Origin of the sequence: Oceanobacillus sojae (assembly GCF_900162665.1) — a bacterium.
Classification (GTDB): Bacteria; Bacillota; Bacilli; order Bacillales; family Amphibacillaceae; genus Oceanobacillus; species Oceanobacillus sojae_A.
Map to the genome: position 1 here is coordinate 1,224,444 of NZ_LT727812.1, position 21,371 is coordinate 1,245,814.

Below are 21,371 nucleotides of genomic sequence, written 5' to 3' on the forward strand. Positions count from 1 at the left end.
AGTGTCCATGATAAAAGCTATTATTTTTCATACAGGTTTCTGTATAGTAAAACGTCGCTTTCCTTCGTAGAATTTTACGCCTCTCCACCATAGAAAAATCTTCATAATAAGCAAAAAAATACCTCAGGGGATTAACTTATCCCCTGAGGTATTTTACATTATATGTAAGTTCTGTTTTTTGGCATGACTGTATTTAATAGTATACATGAACGGAATATATAAGTCTATATTTTTCTTTATTTCATTGCTAAAATGAACAAGACATTCAGTTAAGGAGGGTTTTGCCGTGCAATTTGAACAAGAAAAAGAAAGTTTATCCAAAGCGTTAGCAGTTATCAACAAACAATATGATCGTTTAGCTGCCATACCAGAATATCTTGGCGATGATTTCACCGAAAAAGTACTGGAAGATAACCGGAGGAGATTAAGAGAATCTTTAACCATTGCCAAAAGAGAACCTTACTTCGCCCGGCTCGATTTTAAGGATGAAGAAAGCGAGGAAGTAAAAGCCACTTATATCGGAAAAGCAGGTGTTTTTGATGAAAGTACCGGAGATGTACTGATTACTGACTGGCGCGCCCCGATTGCCAGCCTGTTCTATGGTTTCAGCGGGAGTGAAGATGACGTCTACTATCAATCTCCAGATGGCGTTGTGGAAGGTGAAATTTATTTAAAAAGAAATATTGTCACCTATGAACAGGTGCTGCAAAGGGTGGTAGACCGATATATTCGTGGAGAACAGGAATCATCAGGGGGAGATGAATTTTTATTATACAAACTGGAGGACCAAAAGGATAACAGGCTGCGTGACATTGTTGCCACTATCCAGGGAGAACAGAATGAAATCATCCGCTATCCCTTGAACAAGGCTGTTATTATCCAGGGAGTTGCCGGCAGCGGGAAAACAACAGTGGCGCTGCACCGGTTAGCCTATCTGTTATATGAATACCGGGAACAATTAACAGCACATCGGATGATTATTTTTGCACCAAACACTATTTTCCTTGATTATATTTCACAGGTGCTGCCTGAATTGGGTGTCGGAGATATTGTCCAGACAACCTTTCCAAAATGGGTTATGACCTCCATTATCGATGATCCAAAGTGTAAACTGGAATCTCTCAGTGAAAGAAGAAAAGCTTTTTTTGAATCAGATACAGCCAATCAGGATAACTGGAAAGGTTCGTTGGAATTTCAAAAGCAAATTAAAGAACAATTATCACAATTAGAAAAAGAATGGCTGCCTGAAGAAGATTTTATCCCCTGGGAAAATAAGCAGGGTGTTCCACTGGAAAAAATTAAAAACTGGATAGAAACAGATTTTAAAGATAACCCTGTCACTAAGAAATATGACAGACTGAAAGCAAAGTTAACGCGCTGGGTGGAAATTGAAGCGAAGATGTATGAAGAGAAAAAAGAACAGGACCAAGCCAGTAAAGATGGCAAAAAGGAACTACGAAGATATTTACGGAAATGGAAAAGGAGAAAACCTTATGAGCTGTATGCTCAAATCTTAAAAAACATGGGAAGAAAAGATCTTCTGCCGCCGAAGGATAAAATAACTTTGGATGATCTGGCTCCCCTGCTCGATATTCATGATTATTGGTACGGAATGGACAGGGAAGAACGGTTTGACCATGTTGTCATTGATGAAGCTCAAGACTTCTCCCCTTATCAGGTAGCTGTATTAAATGCGCGCACCAAAACAGCTGCCTTTACCATATTAGGAGATCTAGCACAGGGTATCCATAGCAATGAAGGCATTGATGAGTGGGAGAATTTTATTGATTTGTTCGGTACATCCCGCGCAAAATTCTTCCAAATGACAAAAAGCTACCGCTCCACCTATGAAATCATTGCGTTTTCCAACACGATCCTCAGTCATCTGTCCAACCGTCCCGCCTATGCTGAACCGGTATTTCGAAGCGGCGAGGATGTGCATATTCAGCATGTAAAATCAGAAGAAAAATCAGCTAAAATCATAAACTGGGTTAACGAAATGAAGGATCAGGGTATGAAAACCATCTCAGTTATTTTAAGAACAGAGGCAGAATGTAACGAGATTTATCCAAAATTAAAAGAAGAAATTCCCGGGCTGACAATGATTACAACTGAAGATAAATCGTACGAAGGTGGAATCTCCTTATTACCTGTGTATGTGTCAAAAGGGCTGGAATTTGATTCTGTTTTAATGGTTGACGTCGATGAAGAACATTATCCCGAGACAGAGCAGGCAACCAAATTGTTATATGTCGGCTGTACAAGAGCACTGCATCATTTATCTGTTATTTACAGCCGGGAAGCATCCAAGCTGATTTCTAAAGAATTTTGATTGTATAAAGCCCTTAAGCAAAATTATTCTAAATGGAAGGATAAAAAAACCAAAGCCTGCGGGTTGAATCGGTTTGCGGTGTTTAGCATAGAGGTATGAGAAATAGAGGCACATACTTTCAAAATCTTATGGATAAACGCTTTAACAAATTTGAATCGGAATTAGCATCTGTAAAAAAGAGAGCAGATTTGACATATCAAGAGGTCTTATCCATACGTGAAGATATGACAATGAGTAAAGAAAAAGAGAATAAAATGAACAAGTATCACAACATTCTGCAACATACAAATCCACATATTCCGCAGATTTACATACTGCGGAATATGTGGATTTATTTTTTTAATACAGCTTATCAGCTTACAAACTCAACACCATAATACGTTAGAACAGCAATAACAATACCATAAATCAAAATACTGCCCCCAGCGGAGACGAATAACTTCAGCTTATTCATTCCAATTCCATTGGCAATGACCGCAACAGCCCAAGAACCAATGATAGGTGTAAGCAATACAACAACCAACGGTCCTTGCTTTTCTATACGATATTTATACTTGCTGTTTGCTAATTTATCCAGCCACTTCTTAATACGTTCAGATTTTGCAAGCAGCTGATAGAAAAAGGCTATCATCGGGACCGGAAGAAAATTTCCAAATCCTGACCAGATAATTGAAGAAACTGCATCTAATCCCATCACCATTGAGGCAGGTATTGCAACATATATCTCTAACATAGGAAAAAATCCCATGAACCATGCAGAAGCTGCCAGCCATAAATAATTCAACATAAATATATTCCCCTCATTCTCTTACACTGTATGTTCTTATTTTCTATAGTATAATATAAAGTATATGGTTACCATACACTCAAGTGAAAAGTTGGTGAAAAATATGAAATCCTCTAAAAAACTGATGACAACTGGAGAATTTGCGGATTTATGTGATGTAAAAAAGCAAACGCTTTTCCATTATGATGATATTGGTCTGCTAGAGCCTGAATATAAAAACGAAAATGGATACCGCTATTACACCATTCAACAAGCTGAGGCATACAGCATGATTGATATGTTAAAAGAGATCGGAATGTCTTTAGCAGAAATCAAAGACTTTTTACAACCCAAAAACACGAAGAAAATTACTGACTTATTAACAGAAAAAGAAAAATTGGTGGACATAAAAATCCGGAAAATGGAGCGTATACAGCACCTCATTAAAAATCAAAAAAACAAATTGAAGAGGCATCACAGTTAGATCTTGAACGATTCACAATCGAGGATATGGCTGCGGAACAGATTGTACTAAGCGAAAACATTTTAAATTACTCTCATAAAGACATCACAAAAATGATCATATCATTTATGAAATATGTCAAGCAGGGAGATATCAAGGTGGAAAATTGGGGTTCCCTTATTCGCCAGGAACAGATAGAGACAGGAGATTATCTTAATTACTCTAATTTTTATTTGCGGGAGAACCAGCTTCATTTAACAGAAGCATTTACAAAAAAAGCCGGAAAATATGTGATTGGCTACCATAAAGAAAGCTACACCAATACGAATAAAACATATGAAAAAATAAAAGATTATTTGGAAAAAGAAGGATATCGTATTTGCGGTGACAGCTTTGAAGAATATCTATATCTAATGGATGGAATTAGCTCAAATATCGAAGCAAATTATGTAACAAAAATAATGATGGAAGTGGAAGAAAAATAAAATGAAACTTTATTGAGTGAGAGTTTTGTCCTCCCTGCACCATATTGGCATACCCCTGAAAATATGATGTAAACAACGGCCACAATAAAGTTGTGAACGAATCCGGTCTTTACTGTGGCCCTGCTCTCACATAGAATGGTTCAAAGCTTCTCTATTCTTAAAGCTGGTGTTTTACAATCAGTTGTACAACGAATAAAATATTTTATTCATTTGGTGCAACGGCAAAGCACCTTGAGGTAAATCCTGGCGCATCTACAACTGCCGGGAATGTACAAAAGATTAAGGATCCCTTCGCCGGAAGCTGATCCAGATTACGCAGCATTTCCACCTGATACTTCTCCTGTTTCAAATAGTATAATTCAGCTGCCCAAAGTGCTGTTTTGGAGTTAACAGCCGGATCGGTATCTGGCGGCTCATGACCAATAGCTGCAACATTTCTTTCTTCACACAGATATTCTAAAGCAGGTTGTGTCCAGCCGGGATAATGAAGATCCCCCTTAGCATCTTTATTAAAAAATGCTTTCCCCTCACGCTTGTGCCAGTCGCTACGCATAGCAACAAAACAATTCTCTGGAATCACTCCATGCTGCGCTTCCCATCTTTTTATGTCTTCTACGCTCATGCCAAAATCATGATTTTCAGCGACTTCTCCCGAGACATCGATAACACAAAGTGGATAGACCATTTCTTTCACACTGATTTTATCTAATGTCTTTCCGTTTTTAATAAAGTGGAATGGAGGGTCTACATGGGTTCCAAATTGGCTGATCATTGTATATTCCCGGGCACTTACCTTTTCTTTATCAAAAGTCATTATATCTTCAACCTGTAAATTACGAAAACCTTCATAATGCGGTGTTTTTTCATCAATTGTGTAGCTTAAATCCACCCATTTATATTGATCAGATTTCATCTTCTCCAGCATTTTCCAAAGCTCCATATACCTCTCCCCTTTCTCAGCCTTTTATTGTTTGAATAATTGCCTTTGTACCTTTTATGAACCTCATCACTTCTTCCTCTGTGTTATAAGGAGCAAGCCCTGCACGGATAAAAGAACCGCTGTTCCGGATTCCTAATCGTTCAGCCAGAATTTTTGCATAGAAATCGCCCTCAGCAATAAATATACTATGCTCTTCACACATGCGGATGCAGAATTCTTTTGGTGAAATACCTTCCACCCTGAACGCCACAGTAGGTGTTTTAGGAACAGAAGCATCTGCCTGGTACAGCTTCACTTTATCTATTTTGGCAAGCTCTGACCGCATTTTTTCAGCTAAATTATTCTCATAAGCTTCTATAGCCTGATAGCCGGATTTTATTTGTTCCTGGAGGGTTTCTCCACTGCCCAGACTTGCTATAAATTGAACTGCGCTCGAAACAGTTGGTATTCCTTCATGGTTTTGCGTTCCCATTTCAAGGCGGTCTGGTACATTTCCGGGGGCAGGAACAACCTTATAAACATCTAAGCTTTCAAATAAATCTCTGCGGATAATTGCCATTCCTACATGAGCAGCAAAAAATTTATAAGCAGAGGAAAAGAGCATATCAATATTTTGCTCTTCCATATCAACGTACATATGTGGAATAGCATGAACCGCATCAACCGCAACCAATGCACCAACTTTTTTTGCCTGCTCTGCGATTCTTTTTACATCAGTAATTGTACCAATACAATTAGAAGCGGATCCAACAGCCACCAGCTTTGTTTTAGAAGTTAATAATTCTGGTAACATTCCTAAGTCCAAAGTAAGTGTAGAAGGGTTAAAAGGAATATATTTTACGATAACTCCTTTATCTTCAGCAGCTGTTCTCCAGGAATCAATATTAGAATGATGCTCTAATTCCGTCAGGATAATCTCGTCCCCTTCTTTCCAGGAACGTGCTAATGCCCGGCTTACAGCAAACATCAAAGAAGTTGCATTAGGCCCAAAAGCTACTTCTGCTTTCTCAGCATTAAACAGTGATTTTATATCTTGCTTCGCTGTTGCAATTAGTTCTTCTGTTTCAAAACTTGTCGGAAAATTCCCGTGCAAATTTGCACCGCCGCGGGTAAGGTAGTTTGAGATTGCATCAATAGCACTCTGCAGTGTCTGCGCTCCACCAGGTCCATCAAAATAGGCCACTGTTTTATCATGATAGGCACGCTGCAGTGAAGGAAACTGTTTACGAATTTCTTCTATAGGATAAGCTGCATACATCAAATTCCTCCTTGGATCTGAAAATTTAGTTTATTCATCATTGTCCAACACTTACCTACATGATATAATAACGTGTATATCCGTGTCACAAAACAAACAGTTTTACGAATCTTCCTATTAATAGTATTTTAAACAATACAAAATCTGAAAATTTAAATATAAAATGATTTAAAAAAAGAACAAATGAAGAAATGAGGGAGCTGACATTGTGCCGAATAATTATCTGAAAGAAAAGCTGGAGAAAAACCCTTTTATTGTCTTAGGTAAAGAAGTATATAAAGTTTTATATAATGATATTATCCAGCTGAATATTCTGCCTGGAACAAGATTAAGTGAATCAAAAATTGCTAAAGAATTCGGTACGAGCCGGACACCGGTTAAGAACGCAATCGACCGCCTAAAGGAGGACGGTTTAGTAGTTTCCGAACAAGGGAAGCCATATGTAATTACTTTAAATAAAAGAGAAGGACGTCAGCTTTATGAAGCCAGATTGGCTTTAGAGGGATATGCTGTTTTTCTGGCAGCAACCAGAATCAGTGACTCACAGCTGGAACGATTACATCAATTGGTCATTGATTATAATAATTCAGCGAATACGGAAGAATTTCTGAATCATGCCTACTATGATCATGAATTTCATAAAACAATCATGGAAGCGGCAGACAGCCCTTATATTATGCATTTATACGAAACTATTGAAAGCAGAATACTGCATTACCGGAATTCTTTGTTGATTAATATTCCATCTCACCGTTTTCGTACAATCCTTTCACGGGCGGGTAAGTGTCATACAGCTATTTATAATGCTATACGATTAGGGTTTGCGGAAATTGCAAAAAATGAAATGGAACGGGATATTAACGGAATGATGGATGTATTTGTAGAATGGAATTAGATAGTGACTTTCCACTTTTGAGCGAAAAGTCACTATCTTTTATTTACATCCTTCTAACCATGATCCCCTTTAATACATCACTTCTTGAATTCATCCAACTGATCTCCATCTCTTCAACAAATTCAATCGCTTCTTACAGCTATATGCCTGTGACCTGGCTAATGTGGCTTGCTCCATATCTGATCAGATTAGTATAAACTAATTAAAATCGGCTTACAGCTCTTCCTTCTTTTCTGTCATAACCTCCATGACATCATCCAATAAATTCCGCAATTTATTAATTTCCGACGCTGCATTGGAAAGATAATAATAATTCTTCGTCCCCTCCCGGCGGATATCAACAATTCCTATTTGCTTTAAAATTTTTAAATGATGGGATACAGCCGGTCGTGAGAGCTCCGTCAAATCCGTTAAATCAATTACTCGCAGCCCTTTACAGGCATGGTCATTCAACAAAGCTATAATAATAATTTGCCGTTTTTCATCGCCTAAAGCGATAAGAAAATCTTTTACTTCTTCAAATCCATATTTTAATTTTTCCATTTTGTCCGTTTTCATATAAATCCTCGATTCATCTAGTTGGTATAATCGTTCAAATTATTAAACCATTAATTTTCAAACAAGTCAACGCTGCTGACTTGTTTAAAACTTTAAAATTACCTCTCTATCATCCCACCTATAAAGAAGTGGGCTTTCTCGTTCGGAAAATCTGTAATTAAAAGGTTACTTTTCAAGCTCTCTTTTATATTTTTCAGTTGACTTTTTTTAAAAATCCATCTATTATTCATTATTAGTTCAAAGGTTTAAATATTTGAACCATATTATTTAAAAAGGGAGCTCTTTAAAATGAAAAATAAAATGAAAGCAATGCTTATTCATAAATACGGACAAAAAAACCTTCAAATGGAAAATGTACCTATGCCGGAAGTATCCAGTAACGATGTATTGGTAGAAATTCACGCTGCCAGTATTAACCCAGTTGATTTCAAAATTAGAGACGGGAAATTAAGACCGCTTATCAGTTATAAGATGCCTTTGATTCTTGGAAATGATTTTTCCGGAACAGTTATCAAAACTGGAAAAAATATAACAAAATTCAAAGCTGGGGATCCTGTCTACGGGCGTCCAAGAAAATCAAGAATCGGAACTTTTGCTGAATATATCGCTATTCACGAAGATGATATTGCATTAAAACCAGAAAACTTAACATTTGAAGAAGCAGCCGCTGTACCATTAGTCGGCTTAACTACCTATCAGGCCTTTCATGACATATTAAACCTGCAGCCAAAAGACAAGATTTTGATTCAGGCAGGATCAGGCGGTATTGGAACCTTTGCAATCCAGCTTGCAAAGGAAATGGGAGCTTATGTCGCAACAACAGCTAGCAATGCCGGAAAAGATTTAGTAGAAAGCCTGGGTGCAGACAAGGTAATAAATTATCGGGAAGAAAAATTCGAGGAAAAATTAGCGGATTATGATTATGTATATGATACTTTGGGCGGCGATTCTTTAATCAATTCTTTTAAAATCCTTAAACCCGGCGGAAAAATTGTATCGATTTCTGATGTTCCAAATGCCCGCTTTGGAAAAGAAAATAATTATCCTTTTTGGAAAACACTTGCTTTTAAGTTGATTTCAAGAAAGCTAACAAAGCTTGAAAAACAATACCAGGTCCAATATAACTTTTTATTTATGAAGCCGAGCGGAGAGCAGTTAAATAAAATCAAAGAACTTATCGAGGCTGAGAAAATCAAACCACTGCTTGATCAGGTTTTTCCCTTTGAAGACACACAGAAAGCAATGGAATATTCAGAAACAGGAAGAGCAAAAGGAAAAATCATCGTTAAAATCAAGTAGAGCCTTTCTTTTTATGCAGATAAGACATGGGAATCAAAAAACGGTTATAGAATAGAAAAAAATGCCTATCCAGGTGTTTTCTATTCTATAACATAATTCATAATTAAACTCGATCATAAAGAAAATAAAATATGTCACGACAATAGTTAAAAAAAACAATAAAATACAGAGAAATTACAACAAGCGGAAAAAACTACCCTTGCATTAGCAACATTTCCACTTTTTTCGACATCATCCCGCATCCCCCACAGCATATTCTTTATATAAATCACGATAATAGGCATCATTATCTATAAGTTCATTATGGGAACCTTTTGCACGTATCTCTCCTTTATCTAAGACAATAATATAATCTGCCTGTTTAATCGTAGAAGCTTTATGAGCAATAACCAATGTCGTCCGCTCATTGTTAAAGTTTAATAATACTTCCTGAATTTGTTCTTCTGATTGATAATCTAACGCAGAAGTTGCTTCATCAAAAAGAAATATGGGTGCATCACGCAATATTGCCCGGGTAATGGATATTTTTTGCCGCTGTCCTCCGGATAAACCTGTTCCCCCTTCTCCTACTTCTGTAGCTAATCCATTCGGTAAATGATTTATCAGATCATCAAACTTTAAATTTTTTAATAATGTTTTTATCTCTGTTTCCGTAGCCTGTAAATTACCATAACGGATATTCTCCAAAACTGTGCCGGAGAATAAATATTGATCCTGACTGACAAAAGAAAAATATTGCATTAGCTCTCCATACGTCATCTCATTCGTGTTTTTATTATTAATCTTTATCATTCCAGAATAAGGGAAGAATCCCAGCAGAAGCTTAAAAATAGTTGATTTTCCCGATCCATTATGACCGACAATCGCTACAAACTGATTTTCTTTCACTTCCAGACTAATATCATTCAATATTTTCCTGTTTCCTTCATCATAAGCAAAGCTGACCTTGTCCACAGAAATATGATTCATCTCCTGAGACGCAACTAATGCTTCTGGAAATGATGCAAATTGCGTTTTTTCTTTTAAAACACGAAATATCCGTTCGCAGGCTGATAAGGATTCCTGTGTTGTTCCCCAAACCTGTGCTAATCCGGAAAATGGCCATACAACGTGGTTTAACAGTTGAATAAAGGCAAGCAGTGCTCCTACCGTAATTTCACCTATCAAGATAAAATAAGCACCCAAACCAAACGCAAGCAGAAAGGTTAAAAATCCAACTGCCTGTGACGAGCCTTGCAGAGCAGCTTGTACTTTTCCTTTCTGCAAATCATAATTAAAAATTTTCTTTGTTAAACCTCCAAATTTTTCAGCTACCAGATTTCCGATTAAATAAGTTCTTACAAAGGGCATATTATTCATTGTTTCCTGGATATAGCTTTGACTTTGTGACACCTGCTCCTGTAATTCACCGGAAATTTTTCTCATCGATGTACCAAAAAATTTTCCAATCAGAATAATCAGGGGACCAATCAGACCACATATTAATGCCAGCTGCCATTGGATATTGATTAAAAATATAAAGGCGGCTATTGCGACAAGAGGCCCTTGTATAAGACTAATGAACGTATTTCCCATCAAATCTCCTACAACGTTTACATCATTAATTATTCTTGAAGAATTTTCTCCGGATTTTGTTTTGCTGAAAAATTGCATTGGTAATTTCAAATAATGATCAAACAAACGTGAACGCAGGTTATTTCTAACAAATGAAGAAATGTAATTTTTAATCAGCACATCAAAATAATTTTGTGCAAATGTAAAAAATAGTATGAGAATACCAATGATTAATATAAAACGAAATTCTTTCGTATTACCACCTAAAGCTGAATCCGTAATGTTCATCATAAACCAGGGCAAAGCCAAATCTAAAAGTATTCCAGTGAATAAACATACCATAAGCAGTACATATGTAAATTTTTTCTTTTTTACATAAGCGAATAATTCTGAGTAAATCCCCTTCATCGTTCTGCATCCCCTTTTCTATTAAAGTGATAAAATATTCTGCAGCTGCTAATCAGCGAACTATATTAGAATTTGACAGTTACATTTATGGCAATACCTTTAATAACAAAAGATAATAATATAATTTTTTGATTGCGCTTATATAATTAAATATTCCCTTTCTTTACAAACATTTCTATGTTAACAATTTAACATTATAACGTTATTATTTCTATATATTTTTCAAAAAGTTTATACAATTGGATTATTTATAAGAAATGTCCTTCACTATAGTACTGCAATGTGAGATTTTAGGAACACAGTCAATATCATGATAAAAAAAATAACTGTTCTTTACTTTCTAAATAAATTCCTGTATTATATATCTTAATGATACATATCAAAAAGATATAAGGTGAGATAAATGCAAAAATACAATGATACAACATACGCTATCCTCGGCATTTTAACAACTGACTGCCGTTCAGGTTATGAAATAAAACAATTCATTGATAATAGTCTGAACCACTTTTGGAAAATCAGCTATGGACAGATTTATCCAACATTAAAACGGCTGGAAGAAGAAGGCTTGGCAACTATACAGGCAACCTCTCAGGAAGGAAAGCCTGATCGTAAGGAATACTTTCTGACAGCAAAAGGAAAAGAAATATTAAAGGATTGGCTGGAAAAGCCGTTAAAGCAGTTGCCGGTGGAACGAAATGAAGTATTGCTGAAGCTGTTTTTTGGAAATCACCAGACAGAAGAACAAACCATTCGTCTATTGGAGGATTATAAACAAAAATTAGAAAAAATTTATCAGACGTACGAAGGTATTGAAGCGGAAATAGCCAGCCATAACAGTCATCAAAGCGATGCGAAATATTGGCTGTTTACATTGGATTACGGAAAGCGGACAACTGCAGCCGCAATGGAATGGTGTGACGCAACGTTAAAGGAAATTTAAAATTTTAGAGGAGGAATCATTCATGGGTAAAAAAATTTACACTGGCAGATACACGACAGAAAACGATCAGGATGTCGTTGTTTTTATCATTGGAATGCGAATCAATAAAAGACTTGCAGTTCGAAAATGGGGTCCCGTCTTCACAGCCATGCCCGGTATGATTAAAGAACTTTATGAAAATCAGGAGGAATTAGGATTTCTTTCCATGGAAAGCTATTTTGGCCTGCGCACCACAATAATGGTTCAATACTGGCGTTCTACAGAAGATTTACTCGCTTATGCAAAAGGAAAAAAACATTTGACTGCATGGCAGAATTTCAACAAAAAGGTTGGAGAAAATGATGCTGTCGGATTCTACCATGAAACCTATCAAATAAAGGCCGGAAGCTATGAATCTGTCTATCGGAATATGCCATTATTTGGGATGGGAAATGCAAAAAAACACATCCCCATCACCGCACAGCACAATTCTGCCCGCAAACGGCTCCAGGGTGTGAAGGTAAATTAAGCTGGTTTCTATTTTATTATCCACCTAAACAAAATAAGCGCCAAAACCTGAATGCTTTTGGCGCTTATTTTTATGATTAACTTTTATCTTTTTGTTCTGTGTTCTCTGTTTTATCCTCCATAATATCATTCGCTGTGCTTTTAAACTCCCGCAATGTTTCTCCAGCAGCCTTTCCAATCTCGGGTAACTTTTTCGGGCCAAAAATAATTAACGCCAGAACAACAATAAGAATTAATCCGGGAATTCCTATGCTTGCCAATCCCATCAGAAATCATCTCCAGCTCTCACTAAATTTTTTTATATATTAAACCTGATTCTTTTGACTCTTTGCTTCCACCAGCTGACCACCATTTTTCAGAAATTCAATCATTCCTTCTGTTGCACGATAGGTTAAAGCTGCAGCTGTAGTTGTCGGGTTGGTACAGCTGAAATGCGGGAAAGCACTTGCTCCGCATACAAATAAGTTATCTATATCCCACGTCTGCAAATAACTATTTACAGCGGATGTTTCAGGATCTTCTCCCATAATTACCCCGCCGCTGTTATGCTGGAAGGCAAGCCCTCCGCTGAAATGCTCCGGCATTGGATAAGCCAGAATATGTGTTGCGCCCATCTCTTCTAAAATCTCAATATGTTTTTCTTGAATAAATTCATGTATTGCTTTGTCATTATCTGAATAATCCCATGTGATTCGTATGAGTGGATCCCCATTGGCATCTGTATAGGTTGGATCCAGATCAAGATAATGCTCTCGATAAGGGAGTGTAGCCTTTTGACTGAATATCATTAGAAAACGGTTTGCATAAAATAAGGATTTCTCTTTAAATTCTTTCCCCCATTGCGGTGTACCCTCCGGCACTATATTATTCGCTACTGGAGCATTCCCGGTAATACGTGCTTCAATTTGACCGCCATGCAGAAAGTCTAAATCATGATGATCCAATAAATCTCCTGTATAATCTGTTATCGCCATTCCATATGCTCCGGTAGATATATAATTATTAAATTTTTCATTATCAAACAGCCCATGCGAAGATGTTACGCCATGATGATCTGTGAAGTTTTTACCGATTACACCTGTCCCATCTTCCGGGTTATATGGTTTACCAATTTCAGATAACAGCAGCAGCCGGACATTATTAAATACATAGCTTGTCAATACGACTAAATCTGCTGGCTGCTCAAATTCTTGTTCTGTTCTGGTATCTTCATATAAAACTCCTGCGGCTTTTCCGTTTTCATGTAACACTCGAATGACTCTTGCATGTGTTCTCAATTCAAAATTGCCGGTTTTTTGTGCTGTCGGGATAACTGTCATCACAGGATCTGCTTTGGCTCCATATTCACAATAGTTACTGCCGCAAAATCCGCAATACTGGCAGGCATTTAATGTTTCTCCATCCGGATTTGTATATTGCTCTGAAAGTGTGCCGGCAGGAATAACAAACGGATTATACCCCATTTTTTTCACAGCCTCTTCAAACAGAAGCATTTGACGATTCTTTTTCAAAGGTGGTGTTGGATAATCGTCCGAACGTTCCGGATAATTTGGATCCGGCTCGCCAGAAATACCTGCCATTTTTTCAAACTTATCATAATACGGTTCTAATTCATCATACGTAATTCCCCAATCCTGTAAAGTCATATTCTCAGGGATTTTTTCTTCCCCATACTTTTCAATTGTTTTGGAACGAATCTCAAAATCATATGGGTAATAACGATGTGTTTGCGCTCCCCAGTGACTTCCTCCCCCACCGATACCTTCTCCTATAACAGCTGTTGATTTATCTCTAATCGGCCGGGCATCTTCTTCAAGTGTATTTCTGACTGTATAGGTTTCATTGGTTAATTTTTCGTAGCCTTCTCCCCTTACCGGATAACGTACTTCGTCATGTGTATGGAGATAATCTTTAATATCTTTCTCTTTTCCTTTATCAAGGCCTACCACCTTATAACCGGCCTTGGTAAGTTCTGCCGCAACAATTCCGCCCATCCAGCCGACACCGACAGTAACAACATCCACCTTATCTAATTTTTTCGCCATATTATCCCCCTTTTCTTACATTACATATGGTCGCTTAAACTCATCGGTTCTTTTTTTACAAATTCTTTTGCTTCCACGGTATCTACGTACGACATATACGCTCCGGGAAATTCTCTCATCCTCCAGCCTTCCATATCCTTATTACCGCCGTATAACGGATCAGCGTAACAGCCTTCCAATATCAGTTGTCTTAATAGTGCAAAAAATCCAGCCGAAGAAACCAGATTCATTTCGATTTCTCCTGCTTCGAAGCTTTGTAAAATTTCAATTTGTGCATCTTCCTCTAAATTATCGAAAATATCATTGTGTTTGGACTGGCTGACTTCATTTAATTTACGTAAACCTGTGAGCATTGTATCTCCGCGATTTAAAGGTGATTCCCCTGCAAGGAATGGGCGTTTCCGATAATCATCTGTATTTTTTCCCCATGGAGATGCTAATTGCTTATCAATGTAATAGGGTGCACCCAAAGCGATCGCTCCGGGACCATTTTCATCCTCAGGGAATATGATTTCTGTCGCTGCAGCGAGTGTCAATAAATCTTCACTTCTCGTAAAAAACTGCATCGCTTCTGTAAAAGTATTATGGCTGCCTGAACCATGATGATGACTATCCTCGGAGGCAGGCTCGTACTTCTCTGTTTTAAAAGGCTTACTTATAAAGCTTCCTAAAAGAATCCCGCCAACAATTCCTCCGGTTGTCATTCCGGCCGTCTTTATAAATTGCCGTTTCGATAGATCTACTTCCTCTTGATTATCACTTTCATTCTTTTGGTTGGCATCCTTGTTTTCTGTCATGTGATTTCCCCCTTTTTTTAAATCACAATTTTAGTACGTATCTTCTATTTTCAAGGTACCTCCTTTCACGTTAACGATGGAAAACAGCTATTTATCTATATGAGGTGTTTCCTTAATCACGATAAAATATTATATTGGTATCCATCTACATTCATTTCTAATGAAAATATTCTATACACACTTTTTTATATTTATTCCCTTACGTCATGGTATAAATATGTATATGAATAATTTGTCTTATATATAACTGATGTTTCAATAAACATCTTTTCACTCTCTTTCCTCGTAAAAATATCAGATGATTTCACACCTCACTCGAAGCTATATTGGACTTCAGCCAAATAATAGAACCTGAAAAATCAGCTAAGAAAGGATTAATATTTATCTTCACGGGTACGTTATAATATATAGGCTAAAAATAATACTATGGAGGTTTTTTTATGTCACATAAACAACATCAGCATCTGATTGATGCATTGCAAAACTGCATTGTTGCATGTAACCATTGCTATGATGCGTGTCTGAAAGAAGAAGATGTCCAAATGATGGCCGGGTGTATCCGCTTAGACCGGGAATGTGCGGAAATTTGCTCCTATCTCGCACAAGCTTTGTGCAGAGATACTCCTTTTGCTACGGAGCTGGCTTCTGTTTGTGCTGCTATCTGTGAAGCCTGTGGAAATGAATGCAAACAGCACGATCATGAGCATTGTCAGAAATGTGCGGATGCATGTTTTCAGTGTGCGGAAGCTTGTAAAAGTATTGCTTGAATATATAAAAGAGAAGCCGCTCTTTTTTAAAAGAACTGCTTCTCTATTTATACTATTCCGGTTCAATAGAACATCTCAAAAGAATGTTAATTGAAAAAAACAGAACACCGCCATTTCTTACAGTGTTCTACTTCTATATTCCTACTTAAAATATTCATCAACCTTATTCAGCCGTTTCTCCACCATCAACAGGCAAGTTTACACCTGTGATGTAAGACGCTTTATCAGAACATAACCATACTGCTGCGTTTGCTTGTTCTTCCGGTGTCCCCATGCGGCCCATTGGAATATTCGCTTCATAAGCAGCTGCTTGTTCCACGGCTTCATTGCTCCAGGAAGCCACACTTTTCGTTTTGGTCATACCAGGACAAATCGAATTGACTCGTACTCCTTTTTTACCGAATTCAAGGGCAACTGTTTTGGTAAGACCATTTACACCCCATTTCGATGACGTATAAGTAGCCAACCCGGGTGTACCGGCCAATCCGCCTGTCGATGCAGTATTTACAATAGCACCACCACCAGTTTCAATCATAGCTGGAATTTCATGCTTCAGGCAAAAGTACATGCCATCTAAATTCACACCCATTGCCCGTTTCCAATGTGCTGTATCCGTCTCTGTAACAGGAGCTGTCGGTGCACCAATTCCAGCGTTATTATGTGCCCAGTCTAACTGTCCATATCTTTCTATTGTTTGTTGCACTAGATTTTTAACATCCGCTTCATCTGCAACGTTACACGGAATAAAGATTGCTTCTCCGCCTTTTTCTGTAATTAATTGTACCGTTTCTTTTCCTGCTTCTTCAGAGATATCGGAAACAACTACCTTTGCACCTTCTTCAGCAAATGCAAGCGCACTTGCTCTGCCAATACCATTACCAGCTGCAGTTACAATTCCTACTTTGTTTTCCATCAGTCTGCTCATAAGAGGACACTCCTTGTTCTTATTTCATATTAATTTATTTGAAATTATAATGCTGTAATTCCGCCGTCAATTACAAATTCAGAACCTGTTGAATAGCTTGCTTCATCTGAAATCAAAAAGACAACCATATCCGAAACTTCCTCCGGCTGTGCAACACGGCGCATCGGAATAGCTTTTTTCATTTGTTCGATAGCAGCTTTTGCATCTTCTCTATCCAGCATCGGTGTCTGGATAACACCCGGATGGACAGAATTCACACGAATATTATATGGTGATAATTCACGACTGGCAGCCTTGGTCATACCGCGAACAGCAAACTTTGTATCTGTATAACCGATAGCACCGCCGACGATACCATTCATGGAAGAAATATTAACAATAGATCCAGCTTCTTGTTTTCTCATAATAGGAGCAATCCATTTCATTCCTAAAAATACCGACACCTGATTAATATTTACGATTTTCAGGTAGTTCTCTAACGATAATTCGTCAAGCGGTGTGTTAAATGTAATTCCCGCGTTGTTTACCAGTCCATCTACACGGCCCCATTTTGTCATTACAGCATCGATTACATTTTTCCAATCCGCTTCGCTGGAAACATCATGCTTCAGAAAAATGACCCCGCCGCCTAATTCTTTTTCTGTCTGACGTCCTCCATCTTCATTCACATCGGTAATTGCGACCTTGGCGCCTTCCTCCAATGCTCTTTTCGCATGTAATTTCCCCATACCTTGTGCTCCGCCTGTAATAATCACTACTTTATCTTGTAATCTGTTCATGAAAAAACATCCCCTTTAAAGTCAATAAATTTTAATACTTCCCCCATCAATGTTTTACCAGTCATATATTTTGAATCTTCACTGGTTAAAAACACGGCAACCAGTCCAATATCTTTTTCTAGTCCCTCAGTTGTACACAAGAAATTTAAGCTTTCTTATCTTTATTTCACAAGCATTATGAAGTTTTGAACCAGATGCGTTTTCATCCTAAGAGAGATTCACTGGTCCGGCTATTCCAGCAATTGAACATGATGAATTAATTTCTTTTGAAGCCGCAGTAATTGCGAAATTTCTTCCTCACTCAAAACTGCATATACTTCATTAAAAACATTTTGTCCCTGTAGCTGAGCCTCATGCAATAATTCTTTTCCCTTTTCTGTAATCGCAATTAAAATAACACGGCGGTCATTTTCCAGAGATTTTCTTTCTATATATCCATCCTTCACAAGCTTGCTTGTTATTCCAGTAATTGCTCCTGGCGTATAACCTATTTCTTTCGCCATTACAGAAAGCTGCTCTGACCCTTTTTCATGTAGTTTCCATAAAAATACGATTTGTGAAATATTGATGTTTTTATTGAATTTTTTCATAAATAAAGTCATCACTTTATCATTAAAAAGCTCCGTATTATGAATCAATTCAAAAAATGATGTCTCTTTCATAGCATCTCCTTTCCTGCTGATAATAATAGTTTAAAATTTATATTTATATATTTATTTTACATCTAAACTATTTTGAAGTAAAATATTTGAATTACATAAAAAATACTTGCAGAGAGATCCATTCATTTTCTCTCTGCAAGTATTTAAAAGTCTGTTAAATCTATTGTATTATCTATCTTGTAATCAGCCTGTATTCACTAATCCTGCCGCTACACCATTAATCGTCAGTAACACCTCGGTCACCAAATCTTCAGGCGGATTTTCTGCTTCTCTTAACTTTTGAATTAAATCCACCTGCAGGAAATTAAGCGGATCAACATACGGGTTGCGAAGATGAACAGATCCTTTTATATTCGGCGTATGACTGAGCAGTTCTTCATTACCCGAGATTTGAAGAAGCGCCTTTTTGGTCCGCTCGTATTCATCGGCGATATCTTTATATATCCGTTTCGCTACATCAGCGTCCTCGACTAATTCCAGATACTCTTTAGCAGTTTTCATATCTGCTTTCATCAATGCCATTTGTAAATTATTAATGGTCACTTTGAAGAAAGGCCATTCTTTATACATCTTTTGTAAAGTTTCCAAATTACCCGTATCTTTTTCAATGAAAGATTGCAGACCTGTACCTGCAGCATACCAGGCAGGCAGCATATATCTAGATTGCGTCCACGCAAATACCCATGGGATAGCTCTTAAGTCTTCAAAACGCTGACTGTTCTTTCTGCTCATCGGTCTCGAACCAATATTTAAAGCACCTAATTCTGTCAAAGGAGTCGCCTGATTAAAAAACGTCAGGAAATCCGGATCGCCAAATACCAGTGATTGATATTTTTTCAATGATTTTTTTGAAATGGATTCCATGATGGCTTCCCATTCTTTTTGGCGCAATTCTTCTTGAGCGGGGGTATTTGATACTCTGGCAGATCTTGTAAATAAAGCAGAGGCTGCCTGCTCCAAATTTCGGTACGCAATATCTTCGAGCAGATATCTGGAAGATAGCACTTCTCCCTGCTCTGTAATTTTCACACCGTCCTCCAGAGTCTCTGCCGGCTGAGAAAGAATACTGGTACTCAACGAACCGCCTCCACGCCCAAGTGAACCGCCGCGGCCATGGAAAAATTTCAACCGGATATGGTATTGTCTTGCTATATTATGGATTTCCTCCTGGGCTTTAAACAGATTCCAGTTTGCACTTAATGTACCGCCATCTTTACTTCCGTCCGAATAACCCAGCATAATTTCCTGGTGTTCCCCGCGTGCTTTTAATTGTTTACGATAAACATCTGTTTCAAATAACGTCTTCATAATATCCGGACCTGCAATCAAGTCATCAATTGTTTCCAGTAATGGTGCAACATCAAGATCGCTTTCCACTGTTCCATCTGGGTATAAACGATAAATTCCGGTTTCTTTGGCAAGTAATAATACTTCCAAAAGATCGCTCGGTGATTCTGACATACTGATTAAATAGACTTCGATAGCCCGTTTTCCAAATTCCTCGTGCGCTTTTTTAATTGTTCTGAAGACTTTCAAAATATTCTGCGTCTCTTTAGAATAACCGCCATCAAAAAGCAGCAATGGTCTCGGATCATTCAAAACCTCACATAATACTTTTTGTTTATCTTCTTCCGTAAGCGAAGCATAATCATCTGTAACATGAACGGCTGTTAGAATCTCATGTACAGCTGTTTCATGTTCTCCGCTATGGTTTCGTACATCCAATGTCGCTAAGTGAAAGCCAAACAGCTCTGCTTGCCGGATAACCTTTCGAATTGCTTTCAGTTTTTTCGTTTTCGGTAAGTGTGCTTCGGCACTTTCCTTAATTTCTTTGAGGTCACGAACCAGCTCTTCTGGATAGCGGTAACCTTGTGACGTCTTCCCTGTTTCACGCAACCGGGTTAGAATAATGGCAAATTTACGGCGATATACTTCCGATTTAATTGGCCATCTATCGTTCTCCGTTAAATAGCTGTTCTCTTCTTTTTCCATTCTGTCAATAAACTGCTGATTAATAGATATACGTTCACTGGATTGACTGAACCGTCTCATCAGCTCAACGATGGAGGCTTCATATTTCTTCAATATTAATTTCCGCTGCATTTCCAATGTTTCCCAAGTAATCTCTGGAGTGACATTTGGGTTTCCGTCCCGGTCTCCTCCAATCCAGGAACCAAAATGGATGAAATTTGGTACTTCCCAGTTTCCTTCTGGAATTTGCTTCTGCAGCTGTAGTTCCATTTCTTGAAAGACATCGGGTAATGTTTCAAATAATGTCTGATCAAAATAATAAAGTCCATTTTTCACTTCGTCCAATACTCCCGGCTTCTTTTGCCGCAGTTCATTGGTATGCCATAAAGCAGTGATTTCATTAAACAGACTTTCTTCCACATCTGTCTTCTCTCTTTGTGAGGTCTGTGGATTATCGAGTGTCCGCAGATGTGCTGAGATACGCTTCTGTATTTCCAGCACAGTCCTTTTTGTTGCCTCTGTCGGGTGCGCTGTCATTATCAGTTCAATGGACAAATCATTCAGCACCTCTTGAATCCCGTCATTTGTAAGACTGCTTTCTTTCACTTTCGAGACTGCTTTTTCAATAGAAAAAGGCTGACTGGCTTCTTCGTCCATCAGATACTGGCGTTGGCGCCTGATCCGGTGATTTTGCTCTGCAATATTAATTAAATGAAAATAGATAGAAAAAGCACGGATCACTTGCTGACGTAAAGGCGGCTTTAAATTGCTTATTTCCGTTTTTAAGGTATGATATGTATCTTTATCAAACTCACTTCGGATACTTTTCGTCATTTCCCGAATCGACTCAACCTTATCAAATAACTCTGTACCTCCATGCAACTTCAATACTTCCCCTAAAATATTGCCAAGCATATTGACATCATTCCGCAATGAGGCATTTTTATCGATTGTTTCTGCCATGTTGTTCCCTCCTATTGTTCAATTAGCGTAAAAATATCATAACATTTTTCGAAA

Annotated in this window: 21 protein-coding genes; 8 read left to right on the plus strand and 13 right to left on the minus strand. The window is 37.7% G+C overall.

Annotated features, from left to right (window positions below; genetic code table 11):
• Positions 1-286: 286 nt before the first annotated feature.
• The gene (locus BN1068_RS16845; RefSeq protein WP_077603972.1) at positions 287-2,332 is read left to right on the plus strand and encodes a HelD family protein; all 2,046 of its coding nucleotides are present in this window, start codon (positions 287-289) and stop codon (positions 2,330-2,332) included.
• 352 nt (positions 2,333-2,684) lie between these two features.
• Here the strand turns inward: BN1068_RS16845 and BN1068_RS16855 are convergent, their stop codons facing one another.
• Positions 2,685-3,119 (minus strand): small multi-drug export protein, encoded by a 435-nt coding sequence (locus tag BN1068_RS16855; protein ID WP_077603974.1) that lies wholly within the window; start codon positions 3,117-3,119, stop codon positions 2,685-2,687.
• Between the two features lie 103 nt (positions 3,120-3,222).
• Here BN1068_RS16855 and BN1068_RS16860 point away from each other — a divergent pair, with 103 nt between their 5' ends.
• The gene (locus BN1068_RS16860; protein WP_254846818.1) at positions 3,223-3,582 is read left to right on the plus strand and encodes a MerR family transcriptional regulator; all 360 of its coding nucleotides are present in this window, start codon (positions 3,223-3,225) and stop codon (positions 3,580-3,582) included.
• 26 nt (positions 3,583-3,608) lie between these two features.
• Complete coding sequence (locus BN1068_RS16865; RefSeq protein ID WP_077603976.1) at positions 3,609-4,046, plus strand: GyrI-like domain-containing protein; 438 nt, start codon at positions 3,609-3,611, stop codon at positions 4,044-4,046.
• A gap of 202 nt (positions 4,047-4,248) precedes the next feature.
• Here the strand turns inward: BN1068_RS16865 and BN1068_RS16870 are convergent, their stop codons facing one another.
• Positions 4,249-4,986: a cyclase family protein gene (locus BN1068_RS16870; protein WP_077603977.1), complete on the minus strand. Its 738-nt coding sequence runs from the start codon at positions 4,984-4,986 to the stop codon at positions 4,249-4,251.
• A 16-nt stretch (positions 4,987-5,002) separates the two neighbouring features.
• Positions 5,003-6,244: a cysteine desulfurase-like protein gene (locus BN1068_RS16875; protein WP_077603978.1), complete on the minus strand. Its 1,242-nt coding sequence runs from the start codon at positions 6,242-6,244 to the stop codon at positions 5,003-5,005.
• A 208-nt stretch (positions 6,245-6,452) separates the two neighbouring features.
• Between BN1068_RS16875 and BN1068_RS16880 the strand changes: the two genes are divergently transcribed.
• Positions 6,453-7,139 carry a GntR family transcriptional regulator gene (locus BN1068_RS16880; RefSeq protein ID WP_077603979.1) on the plus strand — a complete coding sequence of 229 codons (687 nt, stop codon included), beginning with the start codon at positions 6,453-6,455 and terminating at the stop codon, positions 7,137-7,139.
• Between the two features lie 213 nt (positions 7,140-7,352).
• On the opposite strand, the gene BN1068_RS16885 is transcribed toward BN1068_RS16880, so the two are convergent.
• Complete coding sequence (locus tag BN1068_RS16885) at positions 7,353-7,697, minus strand: ArsR/SmtB family transcription factor (RefSeq protein ID WP_077603980.1); 345 nt, start codon at positions 7,695-7,697, stop codon at positions 7,353-7,355.
• Positions 7,698-7,997: 300 nt separating this feature from the next.
• Between BN1068_RS16885 and BN1068_RS16890 the strand changes: the two genes are divergently transcribed.
• Positions 7,998-8,996 carry an NADP-dependent oxidoreductase gene (locus BN1068_RS16890; protein ID WP_077604113.1) on the plus strand — a complete coding sequence of 333 codons (999 nt, stop codon included), beginning with the start codon at positions 7,998-8,000 and terminating at the stop codon, positions 8,994-8,996.
• Between the two features lie 231 nt (positions 8,997-9,227).
• Here BN1068_RS16890 and BN1068_RS16895 read toward each other — a convergent pair whose 3' ends face one another.
• Positions 9,228-10,958: an ABC transporter ATP-binding protein gene (locus BN1068_RS16895; protein ID WP_077603981.1), complete on the minus strand. Its 1,731-nt coding sequence runs from the start codon at positions 10,956-10,958 to the stop codon at positions 9,228-9,230.
• Positions 10,959-11,361: 403 nt separating this feature from the next.
• Here BN1068_RS16895 and BN1068_RS16900 point away from each other — a divergent pair, with 403 nt between their 5' ends.
• Together BN1068_RS16900 and BN1068_RS16905 are read left to right on the plus strand one after the other, a co-directional pair.
• Entirely contained in the window at positions 11,362-11,901 is a 540-nt protein-coding gene (locus tag BN1068_RS16900; RefSeq protein ID WP_077603982.1) for a PadR family transcriptional regulator, read from the plus strand.
• Positions 11,902-11,923: 22 nt separating this feature from the next.
• The gene (locus BN1068_RS16905) at positions 11,924-12,409 is read left to right on the plus strand and encodes a DUF4188 domain-containing protein (protein WP_077603983.1); all 486 of its coding nucleotides are present in this window, start codon (positions 11,924-11,926) and stop codon (positions 12,407-12,409) included.
• Positions 12,410-12,485: 76 nt separating this feature from the next.
• Here BN1068_RS16905 and BN1068_RS16910 read toward each other — a convergent pair whose 3' ends face one another.
• The 3 genes from BN1068_RS16910 to BN1068_RS16920 are packed head-to-tail and all read right to left on the minus strand — an operon-like array spanning position 12,486 to position 15,250.
• Positions 12,486-12,674: a twin-arginine translocase TatA/TatE family subunit gene (locus BN1068_RS16910; RefSeq protein WP_077603984.1), complete on the minus strand. Its 189-nt coding sequence runs from the start codon at positions 12,672-12,674 to the stop codon at positions 12,486-12,488.
• A 39-nt stretch (positions 12,675-12,713) separates the two neighbouring features.
• A complete protein-coding gene (locus tag BN1068_RS16915) occupies positions 12,714-14,453 on the minus strand; it encodes a GMC family oxidoreductase (RefSeq protein WP_077603985.1) in 1,740 nt (579 codons plus the stop codon).
• Between the two features lie 20 nt (positions 14,454-14,473).
• Positions 14,474-15,250, minus strand: coding sequence for a gluconate 2-dehydrogenase subunit 3 family protein (locus BN1068_RS16920; protein ID WP_077603986.1), 777 nt, complete (start codon positions 15,248-15,250; stop codon positions 14,474-14,476).
• Between the two features lie 440 nt (positions 15,251-15,690).
• Here BN1068_RS16920 and BN1068_RS16925 point away from each other — a divergent pair, with 440 nt between their 5' ends.
• On the plus strand, positions 15,691-16,017 hold the full coding sequence (locus BN1068_RS16925; protein WP_077603987.1) for a four-helix bundle copper-binding protein: 327 nt from the start codon (positions 15,691-15,693) through the stop codon (positions 16,015-16,017).
• A gap of 163 nt (positions 16,018-16,180) precedes the next feature.
• Here the strand turns inward: BN1068_RS16925 and BN1068_RS16930 are convergent, their stop codons facing one another.
• From BN1068_RS16930 to ppc, 5 genes are all read right to left on the minus strand, one after another.
• The gene (locus tag BN1068_RS16930) at positions 16,181-16,942 is read right to left on the minus strand and encodes an SDR family NAD(P)-dependent oxidoreductase (RefSeq protein WP_077603988.1); all 762 of its coding nucleotides are present in this window, start codon (positions 16,940-16,942) and stop codon (positions 16,181-16,183) included.
• A 44-nt stretch (positions 16,943-16,986) separates the two neighbouring features.
• Positions 16,987-17,721: a glucose 1-dehydrogenase gene (locus BN1068_RS16935; RefSeq protein WP_077603989.1), complete on the minus strand. Its 735-nt coding sequence runs from the start codon at positions 17,719-17,721 to the stop codon at positions 16,987-16,989.
• Positions 17,718-17,861 (minus strand): SDR family oxidoreductase, encoded by a 144-nt coding sequence (locus BN1068_RS23385; protein ID WP_139344858.1) that lies wholly within the window; start codon positions 17,859-17,861, stop codon positions 17,718-17,720. Before BN1068_RS23385 ends, BN1068_RS16935 begins: the two co-directional genes overlap by 4 nt.
• 90 nt (positions 17,862-17,951) lie before the next feature.
• Positions 17,952-18,383: a MarR family winged helix-turn-helix transcriptional regulator gene (locus BN1068_RS16940; protein WP_077603990.1), complete on the minus strand. Its 432-nt coding sequence runs from the start codon at positions 18,381-18,383 to the stop codon at positions 17,952-17,954.
• A 183-nt stretch (positions 18,384-18,566) separates the two neighbouring features.
• Positions 18,567-21,317, minus strand: a complete 2,751-nt coding sequence (gene ppc, locus BN1068_RS16945; protein ID WP_077603991.1) for a phosphoenolpyruvate carboxylase — start codon at positions 21,315-21,317, stop codon at positions 18,567-18,569.
• Between the last annotated feature and the right edge of the window lie 54 nt (positions 21,318-21,371).

Coding starts and splice junctions, on each gene's coding strand:
- BN1068_RS16935 (WP_077603989.1), bottom strand. CDS start 17,721: ATGAACAGATTACAAGATAAAGTAGTGATTATTACAGGCGGAGCACAA.
- BN1068_RS16885 (WP_077603980.1), bottom strand. CDS start 7,697: ATGAAAACGGACAAAATGGAAAAATTAAAATATGGATTTGAAGAAGTA.
- BN1068_RS16925 (WP_077603987.1), top strand. CDS start 15,691: ATGTCACATAAACAACATCAGCATCTGATTGATGCATTGCAAAACTGC.
- BN1068_RS16860 (WP_254846818.1), top strand. CDS start 3,223: ATGAAATCCTCTAAAAAACTGATGACAACTGGAGAATTTGCGGATTTA.
- BN1068_RS16890 (WP_077604113.1), top strand. CDS start 7,998: ATGAAAGCAATGCTTATTCATAAATACGGACAAAAAAACCTTCAAATG.
- BN1068_RS16905 (WP_077603983.1), top strand. CDS start 11,924: ATGGGTAAAAAAATTTACACTGGCAGATACACGACAGAAAACGATCAG.
- ppc (WP_077603991.1), bottom strand. CDS start 21,317: ATGGCAGAAACAATCGATAAAAATGCCTCATTGCGGAATGATGTCAAT.
- BN1068_RS16865 (WP_077603976.1), top strand. CDS start 3,609: ATGGCTGCGGAACAGATTGTACTAAGCGAAAACATTTTAAATTACTCT.
- BN1068_RS16900 (WP_077603982.1), top strand. CDS start 11,362: ATGCAAAAATACAATGATACAACATACGCTATCCTCGGCATTTTAACA.
- BN1068_RS16910 (WP_077603984.1), bottom strand. CDS start 12,674: ATGGGATTGGCAAGCATAGGAATTCCCGGATTAATTCTTATTGTTGTT.
- BN1068_RS16870 (WP_077603977.1), bottom strand. CDS start 4,986: ATGGAGCTTTGGAAAATGCTGGAGAAGATGAAATCTGATCAATATAAA.
- BN1068_RS16915 (WP_077603985.1), bottom strand. CDS start 14,453: ATGGCGAAAAAATTAGATAAGGTGGATGTTGTTACTGTCGGTGTCGGC.
- BN1068_RS16930 (WP_077603988.1), bottom strand. CDS start 16,942: ATGAGCAGACTGATGGAAAACAAAGTAGGAATTGTAACTGCAGCTGGT.
- BN1068_RS16855 (WP_077603974.1), bottom strand. CDS start 3,119: ATGTTGAATTATTTATGGCTGGCAGCTTCTGCATGGTTCATGGGATTT.
- BN1068_RS16940 (WP_077603990.1), bottom strand. CDS start 18,383: ATGAAAGAGACATCATTTTTTGAATTGATTCATAATACGGAGCTTTTT.
- BN1068_RS16920 (WP_077603986.1), bottom strand. CDS start 15,250: ATGACAGAAAACAAGGATGCCAACCAAAAGAATGAAAGTGATAATCAA.
- BN1068_RS16875 (WP_077603978.1), bottom strand. CDS start 6,244: ATGTATGCAGCTTATCCTATAGAAGAAATTCGTAAACAGTTTCCTTCA.
- BN1068_RS16895 (WP_077603981.1), bottom strand. CDS start 10,958: ATGAAGGGGATTTACTCAGAATTATTCGCTTATGTAAAAAAGAAAAAA.